Below are 13,379 nucleotides of genomic sequence, written 5' to 3'. Positions count from 1 at the left end.
TCACCGGCCAGCAACGGCGGCGGCCTGCCGCTGACCGGTTCGCCGATCGCCGCCGCGGCGACCGTGGGCGCGCTGCTGCTGGCGGCCGGCGCGGTCACCGTGCTGATCGTGCGCCGGCGCCGGATCCGATTCACCGCCTGAGCCGACGCGCGTCCGGCCGACGGAGGCGAGGGTGATCCGCTCCGGTCACTCGGTGCGCAGGACGGTGAACGCCTCGGCCAGCCGGCCGGGGGGCAGGCCGGCGTTGTCCGCGATGGTGGTGAGCCGGTCGTGCACCCACGTCTCCACGTCCATGTGCCCCGTCTGAGAGCGGTGCGCCCGCATCGCGGCGATCTTGCGCGCGTACTGGTCGGTGATGTCGACCGCGTGGTCGGGCGACGGGCCGCCGGCGTACCAGATCTCCCGGACCACCCACGGCTCCAGCCCTTCGTCGAGCAGTTCCGGGTGGGCGAAGCTGTTGCGGGCGTCCGGGTAGACCGCGCAGGTGGCTGCCTCACCGGCCGCCAGGTGGTCGGGGTGGCTCGGGCCGGTGAGGTGCTCCCAGCGGCGCAGCGGCGAGCTGGTCAGCACCCGGTCCGGCCGGAAGCGCCGGATCGCCGCGGTGATGTCCCGGCGCAGGGCCGGGGTCGGGGTGAGAATCCCGTCCGGGTAGCCGTCGAGGAAGTCGACCCGGTGCACCCCCACCGCCGCGGCGGCGGCCCGCTGCTCCGCCTCCCGCAGCCGGGGCATCTCCTCCCGCGGGGTGTCGTCGAAGCCGCCGGAGCCGCCCCGGGTGACGATCAGGTACGCGACCTCGATACCCTCCTCCACCCAGCCGGCGACGGTGCCCGCACAGCCGAAGTCGACATCGTCCGGATGGGCAAAAACGGCCAGGGTGCGCCGGACGTCCGGAAGCACCGGAGCAGAAGCGGGGAAGCTCACAGTCACCGAGAGTACGGGCGTCATGTGCCCGGTGTCAGCGTGTGTGCGCTCGTCTTCCCAGTTCAGAACGGTACGACACGACCGTTTCGTGATCTTTTCTCAAGTATCGGCAACGTGGCGGCCAACTAACGGCTTGATAACGGCACCTTCACGGAAAGGGCCGGTGAGTGTCACAGTTGCAGCACCCCGCCCCGGAGCGGGGCACCCCGTCGGGATCGCCGACCACGTCCGGCCGTATTTTCGCAGCCGAGCGTGGCCCTCGACCCTGCGCGGTGTCGCCTCCGGCAGGTGGGAGCCCGGCGAATCGGTACCCCTGGGGTGTCCCGATTTCCTCTGCGGTAAACCGCCGACCTGCGGTTCGGGGTCGGCGGCGGTGTCACCCCCCAGATGTGCGTGAAACCCACGACGGAACCAGGTTAGAAAGAGGAGGCCCCTCCGAATGAGAGTCTCGAAGCGGGCGAGCGGCGCCCTCGCGGTTGGCGCGGCATTCGCGCTCATCGCGTCCGGCTGCTCGAGCGGGGACAGCGGCGACGGCGGCGACGCCGGCGCGAGCAAGGACGGCGCGATCGTCATCGACGGCACCCAGCCGGAGAACCCGCTGGTTCCGGCGAACACCACCGAGACCGGTGGTGGCAAGATCATCGACTGGCTGTTCACCGGTCTGGTCGAGTACCCGAACAACGGTGGCGCGCCGCAGAACGCGCTCGCCGAGTCGATCGACACGACCGACTCCAAGGTCTTCAAGATCAAGATCAAGCCGAACACCAAGTTCCACGACGGCACCACCGTCAAGGCCGAGAACTTCGTCAAGGCCTGGAACTGGGCGGCGTACGGCCCGAGCGGCGCGCAGAACGCCAGCTTCTTCGCCGACATCCAGGGCTTCAACGACGTCTACACCGAGGACCCGGACGGTCCCGACGGCCCGCAGAAGGCTCCGGAGCCGAAGGCCAAGGAGATGTCCGGCCTCAAGGTCGTCGACGACACCACCTTCGAGGTCACCCTCGCCGCTCCGACCGCGGTCTTCCCGACCAAGCTCGGCTACAGCGCCTTCATGCCGCTGCCGGACTCGTTCTTCAGCGACCCGGCGGCCTTCGGCAAGAAGCCGATCGGTAACGGCCCGGTCAAGTTCGTGTCGTGGCAGGACGACGTCGACATCAAGCTGACCCGCTTCGACGACTACAACCTGCGCGACAAGATGAAGATCAAGGACGTCACCGTCAAGATCTACCAGGACGACACCGCGGCGTACAACGACCTGCTCGCGGGTAACCTGGACTTCCAGCAGCAGATTCCGGTGTCGGCCACGGCCGGCGACAAGTGGAAGAGCGACCTGGGCGACCGGGCGATCGCTTCCACCACCCCGGTGACCGGCATCATCGCCTTCCCGATCTACGACAAGCGCTTCCAGAACCCGAAGCTGCGTCGGGCGATCTCGCTCTCCATCAACCGGCAGGAGATCACCGACAAGATCTTCTTCGGTAACCGGAAGCCGGCCGACAGCTGGGCCAACCCGCTGACCCCGGGCGCCGAGCCGGGCAACTGCACCGCCTGCAAGTTCGACCCGACCGAGGCCAAGAAGCTGCTCCAGGAGGCCGGTGGCTTCACGGGCAAGCTGACCCTGTCGTACAACGCGGACGCCAGCCACAAGGAGTGGATGGAGGCCGTCGCCCAGCAGATCAAGACCAACCTGGGTATCGACGCTCAGGCCGTGGGCGTGCCGACCTTCGCGGTCTTCCGCCAGAACATCAACGCCCACAAGATGACCGGTGCCTACCGGGCCGGTTGGCAGCAGGACTACCCGGACGTGGAGAACTGGATCAACCCGCTCTACGTGACCGGTGGCTCCTCGAACGACGGTCTGTACAGCAACCCGCAGGTCGACGCCCTCGCGAAGCAGGCCTCCGGTGCCGCCAGCATCGACGAGTCGCACAAGCTGTTCGCTCAGGCCGTCAAGCTGATCGACCAGGACGTCCCGTCGATGCCGATCTACTTCGGTGGCCAGCAGTCCGGCCACTCGGAGAAGATCAAGAAGATGGAGCTGTCCAACGTCGGCGAGATCGACATCACCTCCGTCGAGCTCTGATCCGAACGGTCTGACCCCGGGTCGGGCTCGCCTACCGGTGAGCCCGACCCGGGGCAGTTCCGCGAGGGGGTGTACAACGAACCCCTCGCACGTTGTCGCCATCCGTGTCGGCCGTCCGACGCGCCCCCTGTCTGGAGGACCACCCCATGGGCCGTTATCTCTTGAGACGGCTGCTGCAACTCATCCCGGTGTTCATCGGGACGACGTTCATGATCTACGCTCTCGTCTGGAAGGTGCCCGGCGACCCGTTCGCCGGCAAGTGCGGAGACCGCGGTTGCCCCGACAACTTCCGCGCCCTGATGACCGAGAAGTATCAGCTCGACCAGTCGATCTGGGTGCAGTACGCCAGCTACATGAAGAACCTTTTCCAGGGTGATTTCGGCATCACGTTCAGTGGTCGTCCGATCAACGACATCATCGCGACGTCGTACCCCAACACCCTGAAGCTGGCGGTGGTCGCCCTGACCATCGAGGCCGTCATCGGTCTCGGCGCCGGCGTGCTGACCGGTCTCCGGCGCAACGGCTTCATGGACAACCTGGTCCTCGTCTCCACCCTCTTCCTGATCGCGCTGCCGGTCTTCGTCATCGGCTTCGTGCTCCAGTGGCTCTTCGGCGTCAAGTGGCACATCGTCAACCCGACGGTCTCCAACGAGATGCGGATCTCCGAACTGATCCTTCCGGGCTTCGTGCTCGGCAGCGCCTCGATGGCGTACATCGCCCGGGTGGCGCGGACGAGCATCGCGGAGAACCGCCGCGCCGACTACGTCCGGACCGCCATCGCCAAGGGCCTGCCCATGCGCCGCGTGGTGGGCGTGCACCTGCTGCGCAACTCGCTGATCCCGGTCGTCACCCTGCTCGGCACCGACCTCGGCGCCCTGATGGGCGGCGCCATCATCACCGAGGGCATCTTCGGCATCAACGGCATCGGCCGTCAGGTTCTCCGGGCCATCGTCACCAAGGAGAGCGCTACCGTTGTCTCCATCGTGGTGGTCCTGGTGCTCGTCTATCTCCTGATGAACCTGCTGGTGGACCTGCTCTACGCCGCCCTGGACCCGAGGATTCGCTATGAGTGACCCGAGTGCCGCTTCCCTTGTCAGCACCCCCCGTCCGGAGCAGCCGACCGAGTTCGGCGCCCCGACCAACGCCGGCCTGCCGGAGAACGCCCGCAAGGAGAAGCCGCGCGGCCTCCTGGGTGACGCGTGGCGGGACCTGCGCCGCAAGCCGCTGTTCTGGATCTCCGCGACGTTCATCCTGGTCTTCGTGCTGATGGCCGCGTTCCCGTCCCTGTTCACCTCCGGTGACCCGGTCAACGGTGCGCTGTCGCGCAGCCGGGTAGAGCCGTCGGCGGACGCCTGGTTCGGCTACGACGTGCAGGGCCGCGATGTCTACGCCCGGACGATCTACGGCGCTCGCGCGTCGATCGTGGTGGCGCTGCTGTCCGTGATCGGCACCCTGCTGATCGGGGGCGCCATGGGCATCATCGCCGGGTACAAGGGCGGCTGGGTCGACGGCCTGCTCTCCCGGATCGCCGACATCTTCTTCGGCCTGCCGTTCGTGCTGGGCGCGATCGTCATCCTGACCACCTTCAACGGCGCGGGCACGGACAACAACGAGTGGCAGATCATGGGCCTGGTGATCATGTCCCTGGTCGTGCTGAGCTGGCCGGTCGTGATGCGGCTGATGCGGTCGTCGGTGCTGGCGACCAAGGAGGCCGACTACATCGTCGCGGCCCGGGCGCTGGGTGCCGGCAGCGGCCGGATCATCCTCAAGCACCTGCTGCCGAACTGCCTGGCTCCGCTGCTGGTCTACGGGACGATCATGGTCGGCTCGTTCATCGGCGCCGAGGCCACGCTGTCCTTCCTGGGCATCGGGCTGAAGACCCCCGTCGTCTCCTGGGGCATCATGATCAGCGAGGCGCAGAACTACATCCGGGTCTCGCCGTTCCTGCTCTTCTTCCCCGCCGCGTTCCTCGTCACCGCCGTGCTCAGCTTCGTGATGCTCGGCGAGGCGGTCCGCGAGGCCCTCGACCCGAAGCTCCGATAGGGGAGACTGAGTTGTCCGACATTCTCGTGTCCGAGCAGTCCGCACCGGGCTTTGGTGGCTCCGGTCGCCCCTCCGGTCGGCTGCTCGAGGTCGAAGACCTGCGCGTGGAGTTCCGCACCCGGGACGGCGTCGCCAAGGTCATCAACGGGGTCACGTACCACGTCGACGCGGGGGAGACCCTCGCCGTGCTCGGCGAATCCGGCTCCGGTAAGAGCGTCACCGCGCAGACCATCATGGGCATCCTGGACACCCCGCCGGGCTTCGTCACCGGTGGCCAGGTCCGCTTCCACGGCAAGGACATGCTCAGGATGTCCGCCGAGGAGCGCCGCCGCATCCGCGGCGAGGGCATCGCGATGATCTTCCAGGACTCGCTCTCCGCGCTGAACCCGGTCTTCACCGTCGGGTTCCAGATCGCCGAGCAGTTCCGCGTCCGCCGCGGCATGAGCCGTGCGGACGCCAAGAAGCGCGCGATCGAGATGCTCGACCAGGTCAAGATCCCGAACGCCAAGGGCCGGTTCAGCAACTACCCGCACCAGTTCTCCGGCGGTATGCGGCAGCGCGCGATGATCGCGATGTCGCTGGCGCTCGACCCGGAGGTGCTGATCGCGGACGAGCCGACCACCGCTCTGGACGTGACCGTGCAGGCCCAGATCATGGACCTGCTCGGCGAGCTCCAGCGGGAGCGGCGGATGGGCATGATCCTGATCACCCACGACCTCGGCGTGGTCGCCGACGTCGCGGACCGGATCGCGGTCATGTACGCCGGCCGGATCGTCGAGGAAGCCAACGTGTACGAGCTGTACCGCAAGCCGGCGCACCCGTACACCCTCGGCCTGCTGGACTCGATCCCGCGGATGGACGAGAAGGGGCAGGAGCTCCGCACCATCAAGGGCCTCCCGCCGAACCTGATGAACATCCCGCCGGGCTGCCCGTTCAACCCGCGCTGCCCCATGGCGCAGCCGGTGTGCCGGGAGAAGGTGCCTCCGCTGCTGCAGGTCGGCACCAGCCGGGCCAGCGCCTGCCACTTCGCCGAGGAGCTCGTGAACCGTGACTGAGAACATCATCGAGGTCCGTGACCTGGTCAAGCACTACCCCGTGACCCGGGGGATCGTGTTCAAGAAGACCATCGGTCAGGTCAAGGCGGTCGACGGCGTCTCGTTCGACCTGAAGGCCGGCGAGACCCTGGGCGTGGTGGGTGAGTCCGGCTGCGGCAAGTCGACGCTCGCCCGGGTCCTGATGAACCTGGAGAAGCCGACCGCCGGCAGCGTGCTCTACAAGGGGCAGGACATCTCCAAGCTTTCCGGCGGGGCGCTGCGGCGGCTGCGTCGGCAGATCCAGCTGGTGATGCAGGATCCGTACACCTCGCTGAACCCGCGGATGACGGTCGGTGACCTGATCGGCGAGCCGTTCGAGATCCACCCCGAGGTGGCCCCGAAGGGCAGCCGTCGGGGCAAGGTCAAGGAGCTGCTCGACCTGGTCGGCCTCAACCCGGAGCACATCAACCGGTACCCGCACCAGTTCTCCGGCGGTCAGCGTCAGCGCATCGGCATCGCCCGGGCGCTCGCCCTGCGGCCCGAGGTCATCGTCTGCGACGAGCCGGTCTCGGCCCTTGACGTGTCGATCCAGGCCCAGGTGATGAACCTGCTGGAGAAGCTCCAGGCGGAGTTCGGCCTGTCGTACGTCTTCATCGCCCACGACCTGTCGGTCGTGCGTCACCTCTCCGACCGGGTCGCCGTGATGTACCTGGGCAAGATGGTGGAGGTCGGCACCGAGGACGAGATCTACGAGCGGCCGACCCACCCGTACACTCAGGCGCTGCTCTCGGCGGTGCCGGTGCCGGACCCGACGCTGCGGAACAACAAGGCGATCATCCGGCTCACCGGTGACGTCCCCTCCCCGATCAGCCCGCCCTCGGGCTGCCGGTTCCGCACCCGGTGCTGGAAGGCGCAGGAGATCTGCGCCCAGGAGGTTCCGCTGCTGCAGATCCGGCGGGGCTCGGACCACCCGAGCGCCTGCCACTTTGCTGAGAAGCGGGAGATCGTCGCCACGCACGGGGCGTGACCCGTCCGAACCGCCTGCCGGCCTCAACGCGAGGCCGGCAGGCGGTTCGTCGTATCCGGGGTGGGGGCAGGCCGCACCGCGCCCGCGGCCGCACAGCGGTCCGCGGCCTCACAGCGGTCCGCGGCCCGCGCGGAGCAGGAGCAGCGCCAGCTGGGTGCCGTCCGCGCCCAGCTCCCGGCGGAACCGCTCGAGGATCTCCCGCTCCCGGGAGAGCACCAGCCGGGTGCCGCCGGAGGCCATCCGGGTGGCCCCCACCTCCTGGGAGAGGGCGGCCCGCTCCTGCCAGAGCTCGATGATGGTGCGGTCGATCTCGTCGATCCGCTCCCGGATGGCCACGATCCGCTCGGCCGCCGCCGAGTCATCGGTGCCGGTCCGGGCCGTCGCGGCCCCGTTCGGGCCGGTGCCGGACCGGTCGTCGCGCCGCGCCAGGCTGCCGCTGGACTCCACCACGTCTGTCATCATCGCCGTACCCCTCGGACATCGGGCCCGGTGCCCGGATCCCGGGACGAAAAAAGCCCCGGGCTCCAGGAGCCCGGGGCTTTTCGCAGGTCTTGTGATCAGGCGCGACCTACGGCTGCCGGACTCCCGGTGCCGTAGTAAAAGTAGAAGCGCTGATCGAACACGCCGTTGAGTATGCCGACTCGCGGCCGGGCGGCGCAAGGATTCGCCCCAACAGGTGGGACGCCACCGGTGACGGCTTCGTCTCGTCAGGGCCCGGGCTGGGCGGAACTGTCCGGCCGGCGGCATAGACTCGCCGTGCGATGCATCCTCTCTTCGACATCCCCGCGTCCCCGCCCGCGCCCGAGCCTGCCCGGACCCCGCCGCGGCGCCCGGGCCCTGCCGCGCGCCTCGACGCCCAGCAGCTCGTCGAGGGCCTGAACGGGCCGCAGCGGGACGCGGTCACCCACGCCGGCTCGCCGCTGCTGATCGTGGCCGGCGCCGGCTCCGGCAAGACCCGGGTGCTGACCCACCGGATCGCGTACCTGCTCGCTGCGCGCGACGTGCACCCGGGCGAGATCATCGCGATCACCTTCACCAACAAGGCCGCCGGGGAGATGAAGGAGCGGGTCGCCGCCCTGGTCGGGCCGCGGGCCCGGCTGATGTGGGTGTCGACGTTCCACTCCGCCTGCGTCCGGATCCTGCGGGCCGAGCACGAGCACGCCGGCTTGAAGTCCACCTTCTCCATCTACGACGCGGACGACTCCCGGCGGCTGATGCAGCTCGTCGCCCGGGAGCTGGACCTCGATCCGAAGCGCTACCCGGCCCGCGGGCTGGCCGCCCAGGTCTCCAACCTCAAGAACGAGCTGGTCGACCCGGAGCAGTTCGCGGCCCGGGCCAAGGGGCCCAACGAGCGAGCGCTCGCCGAGGCGTACACGCTCTACCAGCGGCGGCTGCGCGAGGCGCACGCGCTGGACTTCGACGACCTCATCATGACGACCGTGCACCTGCTCCAGTCGCACCCGCACGTCGCGGAGAGCTACCGGCGCCGGTTCCGGCACGTCCTGGTCGACGAGTACCAGGACACCAACCACGCCCAGTACGCGCTGATCAAGGAGCTGGTCTCCGGCACCGAGGGGATAGAGCCGGCCGAGCTCTGCGTGGTCGGCGACGCCGACCAGTCGATCTACGCGTTCCGGGGCGCGACGATCCGCAACATCCTGGAGTTCGAGCGGGACTTCACCGACGCCCGGACGATCCTGCTGGAGCAGAACTACCGCTCCACCCAGACCATCCTGAACGCCGCCAACGCGGTGATCGACCGGAACACCTCCCGCAAGCCGAAGCGGCTCTGGAGCGAGGCCGGCGCCGGCGAGCGGATCGTCGGGTACGTCGCCGACACCGAGCACGCCGAGGCCGACTGGGTGGCCCGGGAGATCGACCGGCTGGTCGACGAGGGGGACACCCGACCGGGCGACGTCGCGGTCTTCTACCGCACCAACGCGCAGTCCCGGGTCTTCGAGGAGGTGTTCATCCGGGTCGGCCTGCCGTACAAGGTGGTCGGCGGGGTGCGCTTCTACGAGCGCAAGGAGGTCCGCGACGCGCTGGCGTACCTGCGGGCAGTGGTCAACGACGACGACACGGTCAGCCTCCGACGGGTCCTCAACACCCCCCGCCGCGGCATCGGCGACCGGGCCGAGGCGTGCGTGGAGGCGCTCTCCAGCCGGGACCGGATCTCCTTCGGCGCGGCACTGCGCCGGGCCAAGGACGCGCCGGGGATCTCCACCCGGGCGGCCAACGGCATCGCGGAGTTCGTCGCGCTGCTCGACGGGGCCCGGGAGCTGGCCGAGACCGGCACCCCGGAGGAGGTGCTTGAGGCCCTGCTGACCCGCTCGGGCTACCTGACCGAGCTGGAGGAGAGTTTGGACCCGCAGGACGCCGGCCGGGTGGACAACCTCCAGGAGCTGGTCAGCGTCGCCCGGGAGTACACCGAGCGGATCGAGGCGCTCGGCGAGGAGGGGGAGCGGGCCACCGTGGCCGGCTTCCTGGAGCAGGTGGCGCTGGTCGCCGACGCCGACCAGGTGCCCACCGACGACCCCGACCACCAGGGCGTGGTCACCCTGATGACGCTGCACACGGCCAAGGGGCTGGAGTTCCCGGTGGTCTTCCTGACCGGCCTGGAGGACGGCGTCTTCCCGCACCTGCGCTCGCTCGGGGACACCCGGGAGCTGGAGGAGGAGCGGCGGCTGGCGTACGTGGGCATCACCCGGGCCCGGCAGCGGCTCTACCTGTCCCGGGCGGTGACCCGCTCGGCCTGGGGGCAGCCGGCCCAGGACGTGTACGAACCCTCGGTGCGCTCCCAGCGGACCAACTCCGGCGGCACCCCGAAGGCGGCGCAGCTCGCGAAGCGGCTCGGTGTGGACGCCAGCCGGCTGGCCACTGCCAGCGAGCTCCCGCAGGGGCCGAAGGTGTCGGCCGGCGACCGGGTCAACCACCAGCGCTACGGCCTGGGCCGGGTGCTCGCCGTGGAGGGACACGGGCCGGGCGCCCGGGCGCAGATCGACTTCGGCGACCAGACCATGTGGCTGGTGCTCCGGCACGCCCCGATCGACAAGCTCTGAGCCCAACGACGAGGGCCCGTGCCGGCGAACCGCCGGACCGGGCCCTTCCTCGTGCCGTGACCCGTCAGCAGGGCACGTCGATGCCCCGGGCGCGCAGGAACGGCGCCGGGTCGATCTGGTTCCACATCTGACCCTTGTGCACCTCGAAGTGCAGGTGCGGGCCGGTGGAGTCGCCGGTGGAGCCCTCGTACCCGATCACCTCGCCGACGCTGACCTTGTCCCCGACGCTGACCACGAGGCGGCTCTGGTGGGCGTAGTGGGTGAGGTAGCCGTTGCCGTGGTCGATGAAGACGGAGTTGCCGTACCCGTCGCCGGCGTCACCGGCCTTGACCACGGTGCCGGCCGCGGCGGCGTGGATCGGGGTGCCCGCGGGCATCGCGAAGTCGATGCCGGCGTGCAGGGTGCCCCACCGCTGCCCGTAGCAGGAGGTGACCTCCGCGCCCTTCATCGGGATGACCCAGGTCGGCTTCGGCTTGCTGGTCTTCTTCGGGGTGGGCTTGGTGGTCGCCTTCTGCGTCGGCTTGGGGCTGACCGTGGACGGGCTCGGCGACGGGCTGGCCGAGCTCGACGGGGTGACCGACTCGCGGGTCGAGCGGTCGGCACGGGCGGCTGCCTCCGCGCGGGCCTGGGCGTCGAAGTCGACGGCGGCCGGGGTGGGGGTGCCGTGGTCGACGGTGGCGACCGAGACGCCGCCGAGGCCGAGGCCGACCAGCGCGATCGCGCCGAGGGCGAAGTATGTGGTGCGGCGGCTCGTCCGCTTGTGCAGCCGGTGCCGGCCGGGAGTGGTGTCGCGGGTGTTCTCGTTCTGGATGGAGCTGTCTTCCTGCACGGGGACCTTCATCAGTCGAGGGGCACTTGACCTGGAAATACTGGTGTGAGGCCGAGTCGGGCGGGGTACTGGTACCGGCAGGTAGCTGAGACTGAAGATCGCTACTGACCGGGTTTGTGCCGCGTCGTGCCCTTCTGAACTGAAAAGTGATCATGTGAGGCTGTGGGCGTGCTCACAGTTGGCGTTGTGGCCTATCTGACTTTGACCGTCGGCCCATAAACGAAACCCGCCCGGATCGTGAGATCCGGGCGGCAAACGGGCGATACATAGCGTCAGGAGGCGGGTACCTCGCTGTAAATTGCCTCGACTTGCAGCTTGATGTCCACTCCGCGCTTTTGCAGCCACGGCACCGGGTCGAGCGGCTCCCCGTTGACATGGATCTCCAGGTGCAGGTGCGACCCGTACGAGTGGCCGGTGTTGCCGACCAGACCGAGCTGATCGCCGGCCTTGACCTGCTGGCCCTCCCGCACGCTCACCTCGGAGGAGTGGCCGTAGATCGCCTCGCTGCCGTCCGGGTGCTGGACGATCACGGCGTAGCCGTAGCCACCGAACCAGCCAGCCTTGGTGACCGTGCCGTCGTGGATGGCGACGAAGGGGGTGCCCTCCGGGGCGACCAGGTCGATGCCGGTGTGCAGCTTGCCCCAGCGCATGCCGTAGGGCGAGTTGAAGTCGTAACCCTGGAGGGGGAGCAGCCAGACGTCCTGCTCGCTGGCCTCGCTGCCGGCGCGCCCGCTGTCGCGGGAGGCGCGGTCCGCGGCGTCGGCGCGGGCGGCCGCGTCCTGGCTGGTGACCGAGGCCTGCTTGAGCTCGTCGAGGACCGACGGGCTGACGCTCTTGGCGTCGGGGAGGGCGTTCGCGCCGAGGGCGACGATGCCGGCTCCCACGAAGGCGGTGGTCACGACCGCGGCGTAGCGGCTCCGCGGTGGGGTGGGTACGCGGCGGCGGCCGCGATATCTATCGGGCTCAGACGACAGGCGCTGGCGCACGCACACCCTCCGTTGTCGGGTTCCGATGCGGTCGTCCGCGTCCGTGAAGCTCTGATGAACGTCGGCTGGCCGCGTCGTCACCCGTCCGTGGACCTGATGACAACCGTGGACACGTTAGCCAACAGCCACAGCAGTCACAAGCGGAAGCGCCGAATTGGCGTTTCTTTCTGTCCTTTTCTGTCCGCTGATGTCATAGCTCGTGCCGCCGGTTGGCCAGCCCTGATACTGCCCGTTCGTCGCGCAGAGTGACCGTTCGGCGGAGGCGTCCGGCTTTTCGGCCGCTCGCTCGGACGCTAGGACGCAGCCCGGGTTTCCGGCCCGCGGCCGGGCGGGTTACCGTTCGTTCAGGTGAATAGCCGCGGAGCCGGTGAAAGGTGTGCGCTGATGAGCTCTCGTATCCGGGTCGTCGTCGCGAAGCCCGGCCTGGACGGCCACGACCGGGGCGCGAAGGTCGTCGCGCGTGCCCTGCGGGACGCCGGCATGGAGGTCATCTACACCGGCCTGCACCAGACCCCGGAGCAGATCGTGGAGACGGCGATCCAGGAGGACGCCGACGCGGTCGGCCTCTCGGTGCTCTCCGGCGCGCACATGACCCTCTTCAAGCGGGTGCTGGAGCTGCTGGCCGAGCGGGACGCGCGGGACATCGTCGTCTTCGGCGGCGGCATCATCCCCGACGCCGACATCCCGGAGCTGGAGCAGCTCGGCGTCGCGAAGATCTTCACCCCGGGCGCCACCACCCAGTCGATCGTCGAGTGGGTCCGGCAGAACGTCACCCAGCCGGTCGGCTGAGCGCCGTCGCCCGGCCGGCCTGACCGGCCGCCGCGCAGGCGTGGCGGGGTGAGCCCGACCCATCCCCGGACACGGGGGAGGGGCCGGACGCACCCCTCACACGTCCGGCCCCTCTATGCACGATGCCCCGCCGCCACCCCTCGACCGACAGGGCATCGGCCGTTTCATCGTCGCGCTGAGCAGCGCTCCGACATCAGACTCAACGACGCCCCCACGGCGGGGTTACGCATCTTCCACAACATCCCCCGGATGGCTGACAGGGCGCTGTCCCGGCGTCACCGGGCTGTCCAGTTCGGCTGCACCGGTGTGGCCGTCATGATCGTTTGCGCGCGCCGGCCGCGACACGCCGTGGGGAACATCCATACCCCGCAGACGATCATGGTGGCCGACCTGGAGCTGATCACGCCGGGCGGTGACCCGATCCGCGGTGGCTCGCCGGCGGGCCACCGCGGTCGTTGTTCCGGGGCCTCCCGGGGACCTTCCGGGCCGTACCCTGTGGCTGCCCAGCACCGCGCCACGCGGTTGACCACCCGCCGGAGCCCGCCGTGACCCTGCCACCGAACCCGCCGTCGAACCCTGCCGACGGGTGGCCCCCGGCCGCCCCGGAC

12 protein-coding genes are annotated in these 13,379 nt (G+C 69.5%); 8 read left to right on the top strand and 4 right to left on the bottom strand.

What is annotated here, in order from left to right; translation table 11 throughout:
* Positions 1 to 141 (top strand): LPXTG cell wall anchor domain-containing protein (locus DKL51_RS15555; RefSeq protein ID WP_124812192.1); only part of this gene is annotated, 141 nt, incomplete at its 5' end.
* A gap of 45 nt (positions 142 to 186) precedes the next feature.
* Here the strand turns inward: DKL51_RS15555 and DKL51_RS15550 are convergent.
* Positions 187 to 945 (bottom strand): PIG-L deacetylase family protein, encoded by a 759-nt coding sequence (locus DKL51_RS15550; RefSeq protein WP_109947841.1) that lies wholly within the window; start codon positions 943 to 945, stop codon positions 187 to 189.
* A gap of 415 nt (positions 946 to 1,360) precedes the next feature.
* On the opposite strand from DKL51_RS15550, the gene DKL51_RS15545 reads away from it, so the two are divergent.
* The 5 genes from DKL51_RS15545 to DKL51_RS15525 all read left to right on the top strand — a co-directional run bounded on the left by DKL51_RS15545 (position 1,361) and on the right by DKL51_RS15525 (position 7,108).
* Positions 1,361 to 3,004 carry a peptide ABC transporter substrate-binding protein gene (locus DKL51_RS15545; protein WP_109947842.1) on the top strand — a complete coding sequence of 548 codons (1,644 nt, stop codon included), beginning with the start codon at positions 1,361 to 1,363 and terminating at the stop codon, positions 3,002 to 3,004.
* Positions 3,005 to 3,150: 146 nt separating this feature from the next.
* On the top strand, positions 3,151 to 4,077 hold the full coding sequence (locus DKL51_RS15540; protein ID WP_109947843.1) for an ABC transporter permease: 927 nt from the start codon (positions 3,151 to 3,153) through the stop codon (positions 4,075 to 4,077).
* The gene (locus tag DKL51_RS15535; protein WP_109947844.1) at positions 4,070 to 5,047 is read left to right on the top strand and encodes an ABC transporter permease; all 978 of its coding nucleotides are present in this window, start codon (positions 4,070 to 4,072) and stop codon (positions 5,045 to 5,047) included. Before DKL51_RS15540 ends, DKL51_RS15535 begins: the two co-directional genes overlap by 8 nt.
* A 26-nt stretch (positions 5,048 to 5,073) precedes the next feature.
* Positions 5,074 to 6,102 (top strand): ABC transporter ATP-binding protein, encoded by a 1,029-nt coding sequence (locus DKL51_RS15530; RefSeq protein WP_109947845.1) that lies wholly within the window; start codon positions 5,074 to 5,076, stop codon positions 6,100 to 6,102.
* Complete coding sequence (locus DKL51_RS15525; protein WP_109947846.1) at positions 6,095 to 7,108, top strand: ABC transporter ATP-binding protein; 1,014 nt, start codon at positions 6,095 to 6,097, stop codon at positions 7,106 to 7,108. Before DKL51_RS15530 ends, DKL51_RS15525 begins: the two co-directional genes overlap by 8 nt.
* A gap of 108 nt (positions 7,109 to 7,216) precedes the next feature.
* Here the strand turns inward: DKL51_RS15525 and DKL51_RS15520 are convergent, their stop codons facing one another.
* The gene (locus DKL51_RS15520) at positions 7,217 to 7,570 is read right to left on the bottom strand and encodes a chorismate mutase (protein WP_109947847.1); all 354 of its coding nucleotides are present in this window, start codon (positions 7,568 to 7,570) and stop codon (positions 7,217 to 7,219) included.
* Positions 7,571 to 7,869: 299 nt separating this feature from the next.
* On the opposite strand from DKL51_RS15520, the gene pcrA reads away from it, so the two are divergent.
* Entirely contained in the window at positions 7,870 to 10,167 is a 2,298-nt protein-coding gene (gene pcrA, locus DKL51_RS15515; protein ID WP_124812191.1) for a DNA helicase PcrA, read from the top strand.
* A gap of 64 nt (positions 10,168 to 10,231) precedes the next feature.
* Here pcrA and DKL51_RS15510 read toward each other — a convergent pair whose 3' ends face one another.
* Both DKL51_RS15510 and DKL51_RS15505 read right to left on the bottom strand, forming a co-directional pair.
* On the bottom strand, positions 10,232 to 11,008 hold the full coding sequence (locus DKL51_RS15510) for a M23 family metallopeptidase (RefSeq protein WP_109947849.1): 777 nt from the start codon (positions 11,006 to 11,008) through the stop codon (positions 10,232 to 10,234).
* 260 nt (positions 11,009 to 11,268) lie between these two features.
* Positions 11,269 to 11,982 carry a M23 family metallopeptidase gene (locus tag DKL51_RS15505; protein WP_109947850.1) on the bottom strand — a complete coding sequence of 238 codons (714 nt, stop codon included), beginning with the start codon at positions 11,980 to 11,982 and terminating at the stop codon, positions 11,269 to 11,271.
* A gap of 384 nt (positions 11,983 to 12,366) precedes the next feature.
* On the opposite strand from DKL51_RS15505, the gene icmB reads away from it, so the two are divergent.
* Positions 12,367 to 12,771 carry a coenzyme B12-dependent isobutyryl CoA mutase small subunit gene (gene icmB / locus DKL51_RS15500; protein WP_109947851.1) on the top strand — a complete coding sequence of 135 codons (405 nt, stop codon included), beginning with the start codon at positions 12,367 to 12,369 and terminating at the stop codon, positions 12,769 to 12,771.
* Positions 12,772 to 13,379: the final 608 nt, after the last annotated feature.

The organism is Micromonospora globispora (assembly GCF_003857015.1).
GTDB classification, from domain to species: Bacteria; Actinomycetota; Actinomycetes; order Mycobacteriales; family Micromonosporaceae; genus Micromonospora; species Micromonospora globispora.
This window is presented reverse-complemented; position numbering and strand designations above follow the sequence as displayed.

Bases quoted from the DNA above. Each gene is read 5' to 3' on its own strand.
- DKL51_RS15510 (WP_109947849.1), bottom strand. From the start codon at position 11,008: ATGAAGGTCCCCGTGCAGGAAGACAGCTCCATCCAGAACGAGAACACC.
- DKL51_RS15520 (WP_109947847.1), bottom strand. From the start codon at position 7,570: ATGATGACAGACGTGGTGGAGTCCAGCGGCAGCCTGGCGCGGCGCGAC.
- icmB (WP_109947851.1), top strand. From the start codon at position 12,367: ATGAGCTCTCGTATCCGGGTCGTCGTCGCGAAGCCCGGCCTGGACGGC.
- DKL51_RS15545 (WP_109947842.1), top strand. From the start codon at position 1,361: ATGAGAGTCTCGAAGCGGGCGAGCGGCGCCCTCGCGGTTGGCGCGGCA.
- DKL51_RS15540 (WP_109947843.1), top strand. From the start codon at position 3,151: ATGGGCCGTTATCTCTTGAGACGGCTGCTGCAACTCATCCCGGTGTTC.
- DKL51_RS15535 (WP_109947844.1), top strand. From the start codon at position 4,070: ATGAGTGACCCGAGTGCCGCTTCCCTTGTCAGCACCCCCCGTCCGGAG.
- DKL51_RS15550 (WP_109947841.1), bottom strand. From the start codon at position 945: ATGACGCCCGTACTCTCGGTGACTGTGAGCTTCCCCGCTTCTGCTCCG.
- pcrA (WP_124812191.1), top strand. From the start codon at position 7,870: ATGCATCCTCTCTTCGACATCCCCGCGTCCCCGCCCGCGCCCGAGCCT.